The 16,371-nt window shown below is 73.1% G+C and carries 13 protein-coding genes; 10 read left to right on the top strand and 3 right to left on the bottom strand.

From position 1 onward, the window contains the following. The first annotated feature begins 62 nt into the window (after positions 1-62). Complete coding sequence (locus tag ACH41F_RS27740) at positions 63-1,766, top strand: proline--tRNA ligase (RefSeq protein WP_398837960.1); 1,704 nt, start codon at positions 63-65, stop codon at positions 1,764-1,766. 173 nt (positions 1,767-1,939) lie between these two features. Here ACH41F_RS27740 and ACH41F_RS27735 read toward each other — a convergent pair whose 3' ends face one another. From ACH41F_RS27735 to ACH41F_RS27725, 3 genes are read right to left on the bottom strand one after another with little or no spacing between them, the layout of a single operon-like run. After that, entirely contained in the window at positions 1,940-2,836 is an 897-nt protein-coding gene (locus ACH41F_RS27735; RefSeq protein ID WP_398837958.1) for an aminoglycoside phosphotransferase family protein, read from the bottom strand. 24 nt (positions 2,837-2,860) lie between these two features. Further along, positions 2,861-3,346: a DUF4439 domain-containing protein gene (locus ACH41F_RS27730; RefSeq protein ID WP_391232406.1), complete on the bottom strand. Its 486-nt coding sequence runs from the start codon at positions 3,344-3,346 to the stop codon at positions 2,861-2,863. Further along, the gene (locus tag ACH41F_RS27725; protein WP_391232404.1) at positions 3,343-3,861 is read right to left on the bottom strand and encodes a hypothetical protein; all 519 of its coding nucleotides are present in this window, start codon (positions 3,859-3,861) and stop codon (positions 3,343-3,345) included. Before ACH41F_RS27725 ends, ACH41F_RS27730 begins: the two co-directional genes overlap by 4 nt. A gap of 217 nt (positions 3,862-4,078) precedes the next feature. Between ACH41F_RS27725 and rimP the strand changes: the two genes are divergently transcribed. The 9 genes from rimP (at position 4,079) to ACH41F_RS27680 (ending at position 16,326) form a co-directional block, all read left to right on the top strand. Continuing rightward, the gene (rimP, locus tag ACH41F_RS27720; RefSeq protein ID WP_391232402.1) at positions 4,079-4,576 is read left to right on the top strand and encodes a ribosome maturation factor RimP; all 498 of its coding nucleotides are present in this window, start codon (positions 4,079-4,081) and stop codon (positions 4,574-4,576) included. A 2-nt stretch (positions 4,577-4,578) separates the two neighbouring features. Next, complete coding sequence (gene nusA, locus ACH41F_RS27715; RefSeq protein ID WP_391232401.1) at positions 4,579-5,565, top strand: transcription termination factor NusA; 987 nt, start codon at positions 4,579-4,581, stop codon at positions 5,563-5,565. Positions 5,566-5,691: 126 nt separating this feature from the next. Next, positions 5,692-5,973: a YlxR family protein gene (locus tag ACH41F_RS27710; RefSeq protein ID WP_398837955.1), complete on the top strand. Its 282-nt coding sequence runs from the start codon at positions 5,692-5,694 to the stop codon at positions 5,971-5,973. Between the two features lie 163 nt (positions 5,974-6,136). Beyond that, on the top strand, positions 6,137-9,262 hold the full coding sequence (infB, locus tag ACH41F_RS27705; protein WP_398837953.1) for a translation initiation factor IF-2: 3,126 nt from the start codon (positions 6,137-6,139) through the stop codon (positions 9,260-9,262). Between the two features lie 136 nt (positions 9,263-9,398). Continuing rightward, positions 9,399-9,692, top strand: a complete 294-nt coding sequence (locus tag ACH41F_RS27700; protein ID WP_391232397.1) for a DUF503 family protein — start codon at positions 9,399-9,401, stop codon at positions 9,690-9,692. 33 nt (positions 9,693-9,725) lie between these two features. Beyond that, complete coding sequence (gene rbfA / locus ACH41F_RS27695; protein WP_391232396.1) at positions 9,726-10,172, top strand: 30S ribosome-binding factor RbfA; 447 nt, start codon at positions 9,726-9,728, stop codon at positions 10,170-10,172. After that, a complete protein-coding gene (gene truB / locus ACH41F_RS27690; protein ID WP_391232395.1) occupies positions 10,169-11,074 on the top strand; it encodes a tRNA pseudouridine(55) synthase TruB in 906 nt (301 codons plus the stop codon). The genes rbfA and truB overlap by 4 nt, the downstream gene beginning before the upstream one ends. Before the next feature lie 583 nt (positions 11,075-11,657). After that, entirely contained in the window at positions 11,658-15,254 is a 3,597-nt protein-coding gene (locus tag ACH41F_RS27685; protein ID WP_398837951.1) for a serine protease, read from the top strand. A 124-nt stretch (positions 15,255-15,378) separates the two neighbouring features. Beyond that, positions 15,379-16,326 carry a bifunctional riboflavin kinase/FAD synthetase gene (locus ACH41F_RS27680; protein ID WP_398837949.1) on the top strand — a complete coding sequence of 316 codons (948 nt, stop codon included), beginning with the start codon at positions 15,379-15,381 and terminating at the stop codon, positions 16,324-16,326. Positions 16,327-16,371 lie beyond the last annotated feature (45 nt).

The following is a 16,371-nucleotide window of genomic DNA, read 5'->3' as shown; positions in this document are numbered from 1 at the left end:
GACGACGGGAATGTGTCAGGCACCCCCAGCCACCACCCTTACCCGGCAGGAGTACGAGAACCATGGCCAACGCACCGGTCCAGCGCATGTCCCAGTTGATGGCGAAGACGCTGCGCGACGACCCGGCCGACGCCGAGGTCCTCAGCCACAAGCTCCTCGTCCGCGCCGGCTACGTCCGCCGCACCGCGGCCGGCATCTGGAGCTGGCTGCCGCTCGGCATGCGGGTCCTGCGCAACGTGGAGCGGGTCGTCCGTGAGGAGATGGACGCGATCGGCGCCCAGGAGGTGCTGCTCCCCGCCATCCTGCCGCGGGAGCCCTACGAGGCGACCGGCCGCTGGGAGGAGTACGGTCCCGAGCTGTTCCGCCTCCAGGACCGCAAGGGCGGCGACTACCTCCTCGGCCCCACCCACGAGGAGATCTTCACCCTGCTGGTGAAGGACCAGGCGTCCTCCTACAAGGACCTGCCGGTCATCCTCTACCAGATCCAGAACAAGTACCGCGACGAGGCCCGTCCGCGGGCCGGCGTCCTGCGCGGCCGCGAGTTCCTCATGAAGGACTCGTACTCCTTCGACACCGAGGACGAGGGCCTGGCCCAGTCCTACGCGCTGCACCGTCAGGCCTACCAGAAGATCTTCACGCGCCTCGGCCTCGACTACCGCATCTGCGCCGCGACCGCGGGCGCGATGGGCGGCTCGAAGTCGGAGGAGTTCCTGGCCCCGGCCGCCGCCGGTGAGGACACCTTCGCCGACTGCCCCCACTGCGACTTCGCGGCGAACACCGAGGCGATCTCGTACGAGCTCAAGCCGGTGGACGCCACCGGCGTGCCCGCGGCCGAGGACATCCCGACCCCGGACACCCCCACCATCGAGACCCTCGCCGCCCAGCTCGGCGTCGAGGCCTCCGCCACCCTGAAGAACCTCCTCGTCAAGGTCGACGGCGAGATCGTCGCCGTCGGCGTCCCCGGCGACCGCGAGGTCGACATGGACAAGGTCGAGGCGCACTTCGCCCCGGCGACCGTCGAGATGGTCACCGAGGCCGACTTCGCGGGCCGCCCGGACCTGGTGCGCGGCTACGTCGGTCCGCAGGGGCTGGGCGAGAAGGTCAGGTACATCGCCGACCCGCGCGTGGCGCCGGGCACCGCGTGGATCACGGGCGCCAACAAGGCGGACACACACACCAAGAACGTCGTCGCGGGCCGTGACTTCGAGGTCGGCGAGTACGTCGACGTCGTCGTCGTGCAGGAGGGCGACCCCTGCCCCCAGTGTGGCACCGGCCTCAAGCTGGACCGCGCCATCGAGATCGGCCACATCTTCCAGCTCGGCCGCAAGTACGCCGACGCCCTCAAGCTCGACGTCCTGGGCCAGCAGGGCAAGCCGGTCCGCGTCACCATGGGCTCCTACGGCATCGGCGTCACCCGCGCGGTCGCCGCACTCGCCGAGCAGACCGCCGACGAGCAGGGCCTGTGCTGGCCCGCCGAGATCGCCCCGGCCGACGTGCACGTCGTCGCCGCCGGCAAGGCCCTCCAGACCGAACTGGCCCTGGAGGTCTCCGAGAAGCTCCGCGCGGCCGGCCTGCGCGTCCTGGTCGACGACCGGGCCGGGGTCTCGCCGGGCGTGAAGTTCACGGACGCCGAGCTGATCGGCGTCCCGAAGATCCTCGTCGCGGGCCGCCGCTCGGCCGAGGGCGTCCTGGAGCTCAAGGACCGCAGGAGCGGCGAGCGCGAGGAGCTGACCGTCGACGAGGCGATCGCCCGCCTCAGCGCGTAGGGAGAGACCTCAGGGACGTCACCGGGCCCGCTCCAGGGCTCGGAGACGTTTCCTGGGACCTCCTCGGGCCTCTGGGGACCCTTGGGTCGTCGCACCCATGAACGCGCCTACGGCGGCACACGTGGGCGTCCTGACCGGCACTCCGCGGGCGCCCGCCGCCCCGGCCCCCCGCCTCAGAGCCAGCCGGCGAACTCCAGCAGCAGCTCGGAGTCCTTCGCGCGCCCGACCCGAAGAGCCCGCACCCCCGACTCCACGGCCCGGAAGAGCGTCCACCCCCGCAGCCGCTCCTGATCGACGTCCAGCGACTCGGCCAGGCGCTTGATCCGCCGCCGTGTGGTCGCCGGGCCCGACGGCTGCGCGATCAGATCCTCCACCCGGTCCCGCACCAGCCGAGCCAGGTCGAAGGCACACTCACCGACGACCGGGTCCGGCCCGACCGCCAGCCAAGGGGACCGCTCACCCGCCAGCACCTTGCTCTGCCGGAACGTCCCGTGCAGCAGCCGCGATTCCGGCGGCGCCACCAGCAGCTCCTCGCGGGCGCTGAGAGCCGCGGTCACGAGCTCGGCCACCTCCGCGCCCCCGGTCGCCCGCATCGCCTCGGCCTGTCGCCCGGTCCGCTCGGCCACCGTCTCGAAGTCGTGTCCGCCCGGCGGCTCCACCCACAGCCGCCGCAGCGTCCCCGCCGCCTCCAGCAGCGCCTTGGCCTCCGGCAACGACCGCACCGACACATCGGGGTGCAGCCGCTCCAGCAGCAGCACACCCTCGGTGACGGGCTCGTCGTCGAGCAGCTGTACGGCGCCCCGCCCGCCCCAGTGCGCCAGTGCCGCCCGCTCGGCCGCCGGCCGGGACCGCGGCGGGGCCAGCTTGAGCACGGCCGGGGTGCCGTCGGCGCGCCGGACCAGCATCACCAGGCTGCTGCGGCCCCCCGGCTCCTGCACCCGCTCCACGGTCAACTCGCGTAGCGCGACGGCCTCCTGAGCCGCCTCGGGCAGCTTCTCCAACCAGCCGTCACCGTCCGGTGCCGTCTCACCGAGCGCCCTCACCAGACGCCGCGGCGGTTCGAAAGCCATACGCGAGTCGTTCCCTTCCCGTGCTTACGCCGTGGGCGTCGCCGAGGCCGGCGAGGACGACGGAGCCGACTTGGTCGCCGCCCGTTCGGCGAGACCAGGGAAGGCTACGCTCTCCCCGCGCCAGCGCACGGCGCGCACCGCCGCCTCCCGCAGCGCCTCGGCGGCCATGGAACGCCGCCCGTCCACGGTTGCCCGTACCAGGTCGGAGTACACCCCGGCGATCCGGTCCTCCAGCACGGCGGCCAGCCGTACGGCCGCGTCCGAGTCCGGCACCGGGAAGGGCAGCGCGTACCCGGCCGCCGCCGCCACCGGCTTGCCGCCCAGGTCCCGCACCTCGCGGGCCAGCGTGTCGCGCCGGGCGCGATGGGCGTCGTAGGCCGACCTCGCCTCCGTACGACGGCCCTCGCGGATCTGCCCGCCGACGACCCCGTACCCGTACACGGCCGCGTGCTCGGCGGCCAGTGCCGCCTGGAGCGCGGTCAGCTCCCGCTCGTCCTGCTCGTCGCTCACTTGGCCGCCTCCGTCAGCAGGTACGCGTGCGTGGCGCCGGCCGCCGCCACCGAGGCCAGCAGGCGGGCCAGTTCGCCCGGCACCTCCAGCAGGGCCTTGGCCCGCGCGTCGGCGAGCGACCGCTCGGCGGTGGCGAGCCCGGCGAGGGCGTCCTTCTCGGTGCCCGGTACGACGGAGGGCGCGGGGGAGCCGGGGGTGGCGGAGGACGTCGTGCCGACCGTCGTGCCCCCGAACGCCTGGACGTGCCGCACGGCTTCCGCCCGCAGCACCGTCAGCCGCTCGGCGAGCCCGGGATACGCGGCGATCACCGCGTCGTACCGCTCGACGATGCCTCGGCTGTCCCGCGCCGCACGCGTGCGTGCCCGCTCCGCGAGCGAGGGGCTGCCTCCGGTGCCCTCCCCTGCGTCGTCGGTCCCCGAGGAGCAGCCCGCCAGCAGGGCGGCCCCGGCGGCGGTGGCGAGGAGGGTTCTTCGACGCGGCCCCGAGGGGGTGCGCGACGGTGGGGAGTACGGCACGGCAGTCGTCCTCGGAGGGCTCGTACGAACACACGGGCGGGAACGGCGGCCCCGCCGTGATCACGGTACCCGCGCCACCCGCCGCCTCGCGTCACCGGCTCGACGCCCGCGCCCGCCCCGGAGGGCACGTGGACGGCAACACCTCCCGGGACCCGATACCCTTTGACCAGACACGCGACCTACCCACAACAGCACACGCGGCCGAGGAGTCACCCGGATGAGCACCACCCAGAGCGAAAGGCTGCGAGAGCTCCTGGAACCGCTCGTCAGCTCCCAGGGACTGGATCTCGAGGAGATCTCAGTGGACTCCGTAGGACGCAAGCGGGTGCTGAGCGTCGTCGTCGACTCCGACACCGGGGCGGACCTGGACCAGATCGCCGATGTGAGCCGCGCGCTCTCGGCGAAGCTCGACGAGACGAACGCGATGGGCGAGGGCGAGTACACCCTCGAGGTCGGCACCCCGGGCGCTGAGCGCCTCCTCAAGGAGCACCGGCACTACGTACGCGCCATCGACCGGCTGGTGAGGTTCCAGCTGGCCGAGGGCGACGAGGTGGTCGCACGGATCCTGAAGGTCGACGACGACGGACTGGACGTCGAGGTGCCGGGAGTGAAGGGCCGCAAGGCGACGAGCCGCAGACTGGCCTTTTCCGAGATCGACAAGGCGCGCGTCCAGGTCGAGTTCAACCGCAAGGACAAGAAGGAAGAGGAGGCGTAGCCGTGGACATCGACATGAGCGCCCTACGGGGCTTGGTACGGGAGAAGGAGATCTCCTTCGACCTGCTGGTCGAGGCGATCGAGTCGGCCCTCCTCATCGCCTACCACCGCACCGAGGGAAGCCGCCGTCACGCGCGCGTGGAGCTCAACCGGGAGACCGGCCACGTGACGGTGTGGGCGAAGGAGGACCCCGAGGACCTCGAGGAGGGCCAGGAGGCCCGCGAGTTCGACGACACCCCGTCCGGTTTCGGCCGTATCGCCGCCACCACCGCCAAGCAGGTCATCCTGCAGCGGCTGCGCGACGCCGAGGACGACGCGACGCTCGGCGAGTACGCCGGCCGTGAGGGCGACATCGTCATGGGCATGGTCCAGCAGGGCCGCGACCCGAAGAACGTGCTGGTGGACATCGGCAAGCTGGAGGCCATCCTGCCGGTGCAGGAGCAGGTCCCGGGCGAGACCTACCCGCACGGCATGCGGCTGCGGTCGTACGTCGTCCGGGTGGCCCGCGGCGTGCGCGGCCCGTCCGTGACCCTGTCCCGGACGCACCCCAACCTGGTGAAGAAGCTCTTCGCCCTGGAGGTGCCGGAGATCGCCGACGGTTCCGTCGAGATCGCCGCCATCGCCCGTGAGGCCGGCCACCGCACCAAGATCGCGGTCCGGTCCACCCGCTCCGGCCTGAACGCCAAGGGCGCCTGCATCGGCCCCATGGGCGGCCGGGTGCGCAATGTCATGGGCGAGCTCAACGGTGAGAAGATCGACATCGTCGACTGGTCGGACGACCCGGCCGAGATGGTGGCGAACGCGCTCTCGCCGGCCCGGGTCTCCAAGGTGGAGGTCGTCGACCTCGCGGCCCGCTCCGCGCGCGTGACGGTGCCGGACTACCAGCTGTCGCTGGCGATCGGCAAGGAGGGGCAGAACGCCCGCCTCGCCGCCCGGCTGACCGGCTGGCGGATCGACATCCGCCCGGACACCGAGCAGCCCGCCGAATAGCCTCCCGGTCGGGCCTGGGTCACGATCGGGGAATAGATCCAAGCCGCAGTTGGCTGAGATCACGACAACAACCGTTCGATTCCTGCCCCAAAGGGGTGAGGTCGGTACGGGGAGGTAGACTTAGTAGTGTCTGGCCGGACGCGAGCCCGCGCATGCCCTGAACGCACCTGTCTGGGGTGCAGGCAGCGAGCGGCCAAGACCGATCTGCTGCGTACCGTGGCGATCAAGGACGCGTGCGTTCCTGATCCAAGCGGTACGCTGCCCGGCCGGGGTGCGTACGTGCACCCCGCCCTGGTCTGTCTGGACCAGGCGGTACGCCGCCGGGCGTTCACGCGGGCGCTTCGCGCCCCGGGAGCGCTTGACGTAAAGGCGTTGCGCCAATACGTCGAGCAGACAGACAGTTGCTGAGCAGGCAACACCGTAAGAAGCGTCGCGCGGAACCCCCGCGCGGCCCTGGTACCCCGCGAGTTGGAAGTAGGTCGAGATTGCGATGAGCACTCGATGAGCACGCGATGAGTACGCCCATGAAGTAGCGACGGTCCGGACGCAACCCGGACCTAAAAGGAGCGAAGTGGCTAAGGTCCGGGTATACGAACTCGCCAAGGAGTTCGGAGTAGAGAGCAAGGTCGTCATGGCCAAGCTCCAGGAACTCGGTGAATTCGTCCGTTCGGCGTCTTCGACCATCGAAGCGCCCGTCGTCCGCAAGCTGACGGACGCCCTCCAGCAGGGCAGCGGAGGCGGCAAGCCCGCCCCCGCACGCAAGGCTGCCCCGGCCAAGCCGGGCGCCCCCTCTCCGGCGCAGGCTGCCCGTCCGGCCGCCCCGCGCCCGCCGGCCCCCAAGCCGGCCGCAGCCGAGACGCCCGCGGCTCCCGCCGCGTCGGCCGCTCCCGGCCCCCGTCCCACCCCGGGCCCGAAGCCCGCGCCGCGCCCCGCGCCGGCGTCGCCGGCTCCGACCACGCCCGAGTTCACGGCACCGCCGGCGGCTCCCGCCGCGCCCGCCCAGGGCTCCGCCCCGCGTCCGGGCGCCCCGCGTCCGGCCGGCCAGCAGGCCCCGCGCCCGGGTGCCCCCCGTCCCGCCGGTGGCCCCGGCCAGGGCGGTCAGGGCCGCGGTGAGCGCGGCGACCGTCCCGGCGCCCCGCGTCCGGGTGGTCAGGGTGCCCGTCCCGGCGCTCGTCCGGCCGGTCCCCGTCCGGGCAACAACCCCTTCACCTCTGGTGGCTCCACCGGCATGGCGCGCCCGCAGGCGCCCCGTCCGGGCGGTGCCCCGCGTCCCGGCGGCCAGGGTGGCCCCGGTGGCGCTCCCGGCGGCGCCCCGCGTCCGCAGGGTCAGGGCCAGGGCGGTCCCCGTCCCCAGGGTGCGGCGGGCGGTCCCCGTCCGCAGGCTCCCGGTGGCGCTCGTCCGACCCCGGGCGGCATGCCCCGTCCGCAGGGCGGTCCCCGTCCCGGCGGCGGCCCCGGCGGCGCCCGGCCCAACCCCGGCATGATGCCGCAGCGTCCGGCTGCCGGCCCGCGTCCCGGCGGCGGTGGCCCCGGTGGCCGCGGTCCCGGTGGCGCCGGTCGCCCGGGCGGTGGCGGCGGCGGTCGTCCCGGTGGCGGCGGCTTCGCCGGCCGTCCGGCCGGTCCCGGTGGCGGCGGTGGCGGTTTCGCCGGTCGTCCCGGTGGTCCCGGTGGCGGTGGCGGCGGTTTCGCCGGCCGTCCGGGTGGTCCCGGTGGCGGCGGCGGTCGTCCCGGCTTCGGTGGTCGTCCCGGCGGTCCCGGTGGCCGTGGTGGCACGCAGGGCGCCTTCGGTCGTCCCGGCGGTCCCGCGCGTCGCGGTCGCAAGTCGAAGCGGCAGAGGCGCCAGGAGTACGAGGCCATGCAGGCCCCGTCGGTCGGCGGCGTGATGCTGCCTCGCGGCAACGGACAGAGCGTCCGCCTGTCGCGCGGTGCGTCCCTCACCGACTTCGCGGAGAAGATCAACGCCAACCCGGCGTCGCTCGTCGCCGTGATGATGAACCTCGGCGAGATGGTCACTGCCACGCAGTCCGTCTCCGACGAGACCCTCCAGCTGCTCGCCGGCGAGATGAACTACGTCGTCGAGATCGTCAGCCCGGAGGAGGAGGACCGCGAGCTGCTCGAGTCCTTCGACATCGAGTTCGGCGAGGACGAGGGCGACGAGGAGGACCTGGTGGTCCGTCCGCCGGTCGTCACCGTCATGGGTCACGTCGACCACGGCAAGACCCGACTGCTGGACACCATCCGCAAGACGAACGTCGTCGCGGGCGAGGCCGGCGGCATCACCCAGCACATCGGTGCCTACCAGGTCGCCACCCAGGTCAACGACGAAGAACGCAAGATCACCTTCATCGACACCCCGGGTCACGAGGCGTTCACCGCCATGCGTGCCCGTGGTGCGAAGTCGACCGACATCGCGATCCTGGTCGTCGCGGCCAACGACGGCGTCATGCCGCAGACGGTCGAGGCGCTCAACCACGCCAAGGCGGCCGACGTGCCGATCGTCGTCGCGGTCAACAAGATCGACGTCGAGGGCGCGGACCCGACCAAGGTGCGCGGTCAGCTGACCGAGTACGGCCTGGTGGCCGAGGAGTACGGCGGCGACACCATGTTCGTCGACATCTCCGCCAAGCAGGGTCTGAACATCGACCAGCTGCTCGAGGCCGTGGTCCTGACCGCGGACGCCTCGCTCGACCTGCGGGCCAACCCGGAGCAGGACGCGCAGGGCATCGCGATCGAGTCCCACCTCGACCGTGGCCGCGGTGCGGTCTCGACCGTCCTCGTCCAGCGAGGCACGCTGCGCATCGGCGACACCATGGTGGTCGGCGACGCGTACGGCCGAGTCCGGGCGATGCTCGACGACAACGGCAACAACGTCGAGGAAGCGGGTCCGTCGACCCCCGTCCTGGTCCTGGGTCTCACCAACGTCCCGGGCGCCGGCGACAACTTCCTCGTCGTCGACGAGGACCGCACGGCCCGCCAGATCGCCGAGAAGCGCGCGGCGCGTGAGCGCAACGCCAACTTCGCCCGCCGGGGTGTCCGGTTCTCCCTGGAGAACCTGGACGAGGCCCTCAAGGCCGGTCTGGTGCAGGAACTCAACCTCATCATCAAGGGCGACGCGTCCGGTTCGGTGGAGGCTCTCGAGTCCTCGCTGCTCCAGCTCGACGTCGGCGACGAGGTCGACATCCGCGTCCTGCACCGCGGTGTGGGTGCGGTCACCGAGTCCGACATCAACCTGGCGACCGGCTCCGACGCCATCGTCATCGGCTTCAACGTCCGGGCAGCCGGCCGTGCGCAGCAGATGGCGGAGCGCGAGGGCGTCGACGTCCGGTACTACTCGGTGATCTACCAGGCCATCGAGGAGATCGAGGCGGCCCTCAAGGGCATGCTCAAGCCGGAGTACGAGGAGGTCGAGCTCGGCACGGCGGAGATCCGCGAGGTCTTCAAGTCGTCCAAGCTGGGCAACATCGCCGGTGTCCTGGTCCGCTCGGGCGAGGTCAAGCGCAACACGAAGGCTCGACTCGTCCGCGACGGCAAGGTCATCGCGGAGAACCTCAACATCTCCGGTCTGCGTCGCTTCAAGGACGACGTCACCGAGATCCGCGAAGGGTTCGAGGGCGGTATCAACCTCGGCAACTTCAACGACATCAAGGTCGACGACGTCATCGCGACGTACGAGATGCGCGAGAAGCCGCGCGGCTGATTGTCACAGCACGCGATCGGGGCCGGTCGGCGGACGTAATATCCGTCGATCGGCCCCGGCCGTTGCGTGTACGGTTCCTGTATCGGCGTCGACGCGACGCCCATACCCCGAACCGGCGGGACATCCGGACACACACATGTATGTGGGGACTCTGTCCTTCGATCTGCTCCTCGGCGACGTGCACTCGCTGAAGGAGAAACGCTCTCTCGTCCGCCCGATCGTGGCCGAGCTCCAGCGCAAGTACGCGGTGAGCGCGGCGGAGACGGGCAACCAGGACCTCCATCGCAGGGCCGAGATCGGGCTGGCGATGGTCTCCGGGGACACGGGACACCTCAGCGAGGTACTGGACCGCTGCGAGCGGCTGGTCGCCGCGCGGCCCGAGGTGGAACTGCTCTCGGTTCGACGCAGGCTCCACAGCGACGAAGACTGAAGCAAGAAGCAAGTACTTTAAGGAGACGGACCAGTGGCCGACAACGCGCGCGCCAAGAGGCTGGCGGACCTCATCCGAGAGGTGGTGGCCCAGAAGCTGCTGCGCGGGATCAAGGACCCGCGGCTCGGCTCACACGTCACCATCACGGACACCCGGGTCACGGGTGACCTCCGGGAGGCGACCGTCTTCTACACGGTGTACGGCGGTGACGAGGAGCGGGCGGCCGCGGCCGCCGGACTGGAGAGCGCCAAGGGCGTGCTCCGTTCCGCGGTCGGCGCGGCGGCCGGGGTGAAGTTCACCCCGACGCTGACCTTCGTGGCCGACGCGCTGCCCGACACCGCCAAGACCATCGACGACCTCCTCGACAAGGCCCGCCAGTCCGACGAGAAGGTGCGCGAGGTCTCGGCCGGCGCGGCCTACGCCGGTGACGCCGACCCGTACAAGAAGCCGGGCGAGGACGAGGACGACTCCGCCGAATGACGCAGAAGAACCAGACGCCCGACGGGCTTGTCATCGTCGACAAGCCGTCGGGCTTCACTTCGCACGACGTGGTCGCCAAGATGCGCGGGATCGCCAGGACCCGCCGCGTCGGCCACGCCGGCACCCTCGACCCCATGGCGACGGGCGTGCTCGTCCTCGGCGTCGAGAAGGCGACCAAGCTGCTCGGCCATCTCGCGCTGACCGAGAAGGAGTACCTGGGCACCATCCGTCTGGGCCAGACGACCCTGACCGACGACGCCGAGGGCGAGATCACGGGGTCGGTCGACGCCTCGAAGGTCACCCGCGACGCCGTCGACGCCGGGATCGCCAAACTCAGCGGCGACATCATGCAGGTGCCGTCCAAGGTCAGCGCCATCAAGATCGACGGCGTGCGCTCCTACAAGCGGGCGCGCGACGGCGAGGAGTTCGAGATCCCCGCCCGCCCGGTACGGATCTCGTCCTTCGCGGTGTACGACGTCCGCGACGCCGTCGCCGAGGACGGCACCCCCGTCCTGGACCTGGTCGTCTCGGTGGTCTGCTCCTCCGGCACCTACATCCGGGCGCTCGCCCGGGACCTGGGCGCGGACCTGGGAGTGGGCGGCCATCTGACGGCGCTGCGCCGCACCCGCGTCGGCCCCTACAAGCTGGACGCGGCGAAGACCCTGGAGGAGCTCCAGCAGGAGCTGACGGTGATGCCGATCGCCGAGGCCGCCACGGCCGCGTTCCCGCGCTGGGACGTGGACGCCAAGCGGGCCCGGCTGCTCGTCAACGGGGTACGCCTGGAAATGCCCGAGGAGTACGCGGGCCGCGGCGCGGTCGCCGTCTTCGACCCCGAGGGCCGCGTCCTCGCCCTGGTCGAGGACCACAAGGGCAAGGCGAAGAGCCTCGCCGTCTTCAACTGAGGGGTGTGCGGGGCGTTTGCGGCCGGGGGCGGTTGTCTTTGACCGGCGCCGCTGCGGCCGAGGCCGAGGTTGTCTTCGAGCCGGGGCGTCTTCGGCAGAGGCGTCCGCGAGTGAGGCGTCTGCGTCCGGGGCTGGTCGTCCTTGACCGACGACGCTGCGGCCGAGGCCGAGGCGGTCCTCGAACCGGGGCGTCTGCGGCGGAGGCGTCCGCGAGTGAGGCGTCTGCGGCCGGGGCCGGTCGTCCTTGACCAACGCCTCTACGGCCGAGGCCGAGGCCGTCCTCGAACCGAGGCGCTGCGACCGACGCGTCCGCGAGTGAGGCGGCTGCCGCCGAGGCCGTCGGCGGCTGCGGTCCTCCGCCCGTGGAGCGGCGGTCACGGAGTCGTCCGCCGCTCCACGGTCCCCCCTCGGTTCCCCCACCCCTAGGGTGTATCCAACGCTCCCCGCCCATTCACCCGACCGGGCAGGCGCTCGGAGTGAACCAGGGGAGCGGAAGGGGGCGCGTTCACCGCGCTATCTGTCCCGCCGATCACCCGGTGCCTACCGTCGAAGACAGGCACGGTGCACGGCGGGAGGTTCGACCATGGCGGGACGGAGCCCGCGGGGCGCGAGCGGCCGCAGTCGCGCCGGTGAGGACGGGCCCAGCGCCGCCCCGGAAGCGGCGTCCGGTCCGGGACACGCGCGCGACGCCGCGCTCGTCCGCGTCCTCGACCTGGCCGGCCGCCCCCGCGGCACCGGCTTCGCCGCCGACCACCACGGCACCGTGATCACCAGCCATGAGACCGTCGACGGCCTCCCCAGGCTTCTGCTGTACGCCGCTGAGGACCGCCACTGCGTGGTCACCGCCGACGCGGTGACCCCGCTGCCCGAGCTGAACCTGGCCCTGGTCCGCACCCACGGCCTCGGCCTCGACCCGCTCCCAGTCACCGTGCGGGACCGGATCGACACCGGCGCCTACGTGCGGATCGCCGCCGGGTGCTGGCGCGAGGCTCGGGTGCTGGGGGCGGCCCCGGCGACCTACACGGCCACGGACCGGTTCCATCACCTGGACGGTGTACTGGAGTTGGCGATCGGAACCGCCGGGCGGGACGCGCTGCGGCTCGGCGGCGGGGCGGCCGGCGGCCCGGTGCTCGACGCCGGGACGGGCGCGGTGCTCGCGGTCCTTGGCACCGCGCTCCAGGGCGGCGGCCGGGACGCCGGGTTCGCCGTGCCTCTCCTCCCGGCCCGCACCGGTCCGCTCGCCGACCTCCTCGCCGAGAACGCGGCGACCGTGCCCGCCTACGGCGTCGACCTCAACCTCGCGGGCGTACTGGAACTCACGGCCACCTCGGTCGGACAGGACGGCCCGCCGGGTGCGCTGGCGGGCCATGTCGGCAGGGCGACCACCGGCACCCCGGGAGCGGTCGCCCCGGTCGAACGGGCGGCCACGACAGCGGAGTTCGACGCCTTCACCGACGGCCCCGCCGCCGTTCTCGCCCTCGTCGGCTCACCCGGCAGCGGACGTACGACGGAACTCGCCTTGCTCGCCGCCCGCCGCAACCGGGGCTCCCGCCCCGCCCCCACGCTGTGGCTGCGCGGCGCCGACCTGCGGGACGAGGACACCTCGGTCGCCGACGCGGCGCGCCGGGCGCTGAACCGGGCGGCACGCATCCTCGCGGCGTCCCGGTCGGCGGACGTCGCCGACATGGGCAACGTCACCCCCGAACGCCTCGCCCGGTTGTCCCACGCCGAGGGCCGCGACCTGCTGCTCCTCCTCGATGGCCCCGAGGAGATGCCGCCGGTCCTCGCCCACCGCCTCGACGAATGGACCGACGGGACCGCGACCTGGCTGCGGGAGACGGGGGCGCGGCTGGTGGTGGCGTGCCGGGGGGAGTACTGGGAGGGGGCGGGGAAGGGGTTCCCGGCGGGGATGCTCCACAGCCCACGCCCTTCGGCGCCACCGGCGTCCGAGGACGAGGCGGCGCAGGCCGAAGAGGGGTCCGGGGGCGACGGGACGGGCAGGGGCGGTGAGATGCCCTGCGTCCACCTGACCGACCTGCGCGAGGACGAGGCACACGAGGCAAGGGCCCGCTACGGCATCCCCGATCACGCCCTCACCGCCGGCGACGCCCGCCACCCCCTCACCCTCCGCCTCCTGTCCGAGGTCCGCGCCGCGCTCCCCGACGCCGACGACGCCCCCACCCGCCTGGACCGCCACGACGTCCTCGCCGCCCACCTCGACCTGATGTGCCTGCGCGTCGCCGTCCGCCTCGCCGCCGAGAACGGACTGCGCGGCACCGCCGTACGGCGACTCGCCGCGAAGGTCTCCGGCCAGGTGCACGAGGCCGCCCGGCGCAGCCTCGGACCGGGCCAGGGTGAGCTGGACCGCGAGTCGTTCGAGGCGGTGTTCCCGTGGGGCCCGGCCCCCGCACGGCTCGGCGGCGGCACGGGCTGGGCGTCCGCCGTCCTGACCGAGGGCCTGCTGGTCCCCGCCGGAAGCGGCTACCGCTTCGCCCAGGAGGAGCTCGCCGACTGGATCCAGGGCACCCACCTCGATCTGGACGAGGCCCTGCGCGCCCTGGTCCACCGGCGCAGCCCGCACCCCTACCCGGTCCCGCACCACCGCATCGGCCCGGTCGTCCAGGCCCTGCTCCTGCTGTCCCGCCAGCACGGCACCCCCCGACTCGCCGCCCGCCTGGAGGAGTTGATCCAGGCCCTGGACACCGACCCGGACTCCTGGTGGGCGGCCCGGCTGCTCACCGAGTGCCTGCTCCGGGTGCCCGACGCGACGCCGTACACAGGTGTGCTGCGCCTTCTCGCGGACCGGGTGGTGGAGTGGCGGCGGCGGACAAGGGCGGGGCAGGACGCGCAGGACAGTGCCCGAGTGCCCGCTCGCTCGGCCCGGTTCGCCCCCGACTTCTGGCTCGCCCTCCCGCTCCCTGCGGTCACCCTCTTCGACCTGCTGCGCCGGCTCGTGCTCGCCGACGGCCCCGCGCACGACACCGCCCCCCGATTCCTCGACGCGGCGTCCCGGCTGCTCGCCGCGGATCCCGCCGCCGTGGCACCGCATCTCACCGGCTGGTTCGACGACGAGCGTCCGCTGCCCGCCACCCCGCACGCGACCGTCGCGAAGGCCGCGCAGGCGCTGCTGCACACGCATCGGCGGCTGGCGCTCGACGACCTGACGGAGCTGCTCGTCGACCGCGCGCACCGGCGGGCCGACGAACTGCTCGCCGTACTCGCGGAGGACGAGCCCTCGGCGGTGTGCCGGGCCGTGGACCGCTGGGCGCACGACGAGCGCCCCGACCGGCGGGTCGCGGCGGTGACGTACGGCCTGCGCGCCGCCCCGCACGTGCGCACCGAGGCCGACCGCGAGCTGCTGCGCTATGCCGCGCTCACCCTGCTCGCCCGCCCCGCCGACTGCACCCTGCACGGCGGCGCGCTCGCCCTGCTCGTACGCGACCCCCGCACGCGTGCCCGTCATCTCCCGCAGGCCCTCGGTCACTTCAGGGCGGGCGATCCGCAGTTCCCGCCGAGCGCGCTGGTCGCCGCCCTGGCCACCCACCCCGAGCCGGTCCTCGACGCCTTCCGCGCCCGGCTGCGCCGCCCCGGCGCCGGAGAGGCGCTGCGCACCCTCGCCGACGTCACCACGCCCACGCCCGCCCGCCGGATCGCCGCCCTCGTACGGGAGGCGGTGGAACAGCGTCCGGAGACCGCGGCGGACGTGGCCGCGTACGTCGACCGGCGGCTCGACCAGGGGCCGGGAGCGCGGGCCGTGCTCCTTCCGCTGGTCACCGGCCTGCTGGAGGGCGGTTCGGAGGAGGTGCGGGCCGCTCTCGCCGCCGTACTGGCACCTCCCGGCAGCCCCGCCTCCCGCCCTCTCCGCCGTGAACTGCTCGCCTTCCTGCTGGACCACGAGCACGCCCCGGCCGTCCTGGACACCCTGCTGCGGACCGCCGCCCGCCACCCCCAGGACGGTCTGTGTGACCTCGTCCACCGCACCGGCCTGCTGCTCGTGCGCACCCCGGACGGCGCCGCCCGCTTCGACCGCGCGCTCGTCGACCTCGGCCGCCAGGTCCCCGGCTTCGCCGCGCGGGTGGCGACCTGGCTCACCGACGCGCCGCAGCGATGGTCGGCGGTGGTCGGCCCCAGCACCCGGCGGATGATCGAGAACCTGGCCGGCGTCCGCGTCCCCGCCTGATCCGCGTGCGTCGGGTCACAGCGCCCATGCCGATGCGGGCGGGAAGGACACGGCATGGCACCCTTAGACCTGCGTAAGAGATAAGCCCTACACACGGACACGGGTTCGGCGAGGAGCGGTCACAGTGCAGCGCTGGCGTGGCTTGGAGGACATCCCCGAGGACTGGGGACGCAGCGTCGTCACCATCGGCTCCTACGACGGGGTCCACCGCGGACACCAGCTGATCATCCGGCATGCCGTGGACCGCGCCCGTGAGCTGGGCGTTCCCGCCGTCGTCGTCACCTTCGACCCGCACCCCAGCGAGGTCGTGCGCCCCGGCAGCCACCCGCCGCTGCTGGCCCCGCACCACCGCCGCGCGGAGCTGATGGCGGAGCTGGGTGTGGACGCGATCCTCATCCTGCCCTTCACCACCGAGTTCTCGAAGCTCTCGCCGGCCGAGTTCGTCGTCAAGGTCCTGGTCGACAAGCTGCACGCCAAGGCGGTCGTCGAGGGCCCCAACTTCCGCTTCGGCCACAAGGCCGCCGGCAACGTGGAGTTCCTCGCCGAACAGGGCAAGGTCTACGACTTCGAGGTCGAGGTCATCGACCTGTTCGTGTCGGGCGAGGCGGGCGGCGGCGAGCCGTTCTCCTCCACCCTCACCCGCCGCCTGGTCGCCGCGGGCGACCTCGAGGGCGCCCACGAGATCCTGGGCCGCCCGCACCGCGTCGAGGGCGTGGTCGTCCGGGGCGCGCAGCGCGGCCGCGAACTCGGCTTCCCGACGGCCAACGTGGAGACCCTCCCGCACACCGCCGTCCCCGCCGACGGCGTCTACGCCGGCTGGCTGCACGCCCAGGGCGAGGCCATGCCGGCCGCGATCTCCGTCGGCACCAACCCCCAGTTCGACGGCACCGAGCGCACGGTGGAGGCCTACGCCATCGACCGCGTGGGGCTGGATCTGTACGGCCTGCACGTGGCCGTGGACTTCCTCGCGTACGTGCGCGGCCAGGCGAAGTTCGAGTCCCTGGAGGCCCTGCTGGAGCAGATGGCCGAGGACGTCAAGCGCTGCCGGGAGTTGGTGGCCGCGGCGGAGTAGCCGCCTCGGGCCGCCCGGCGGACCCGGGCTGACGGGTGCGGTCCT

This window comes from Streptomyces sp. NPDC020489 (assembly GCF_044386545.1).
GTDB lineage: Bacteria > Actinomycetota > Actinomycetes > Streptomycetales > Streptomycetaceae > Streptomyces.
Note: the sequence above shows the minus strand (reverse complement) of the source record. Positions and strands in the feature narration are given on the sequence as shown.

What these genes read in the sequence shown, in the direction of transcription:
- ACH41F_RS27740 (WP_398837960.1), top strand. Translation starts at nt 63, where the DNA reads ATGGCCAACGCACCGGTCCAGCGCATGTCCCAGTTGATGGCGAAGACG.
- ACH41F_RS27735 (WP_398837958.1), bottom strand. Translation starts at nt 2,836, where the DNA reads ATGGCTTTCGAACCGCCGCGGCGTCTGGTGAGGGCGCTCGGTGAGACG.
- rimP (WP_391232402.1), top strand. Translation starts at nt 4,079, where the DNA reads ATGAGCACCACCCAGAGCGAAAGGCTGCGAGAGCTCCTGGAACCGCTC.
- ACH41F_RS27700 (WP_391232397.1), top strand. Translation starts at nt 9,399, where the DNA reads ATGTATGTGGGGACTCTGTCCTTCGATCTGCTCCTCGGCGACGTGCAC.
- truB (WP_391232395.1), top strand. Translation starts at nt 10,169, where the DNA reads ATGACGCAGAAGAACCAGACGCCCGACGGGCTTGTCATCGTCGACAAG.
- ACH41F_RS27685 (WP_398837951.1), top strand. Translation starts at nt 11,658, where the DNA reads ATGGCGGGACGGAGCCCGCGGGGCGCGAGCGGCCGCAGTCGCGCCGGT.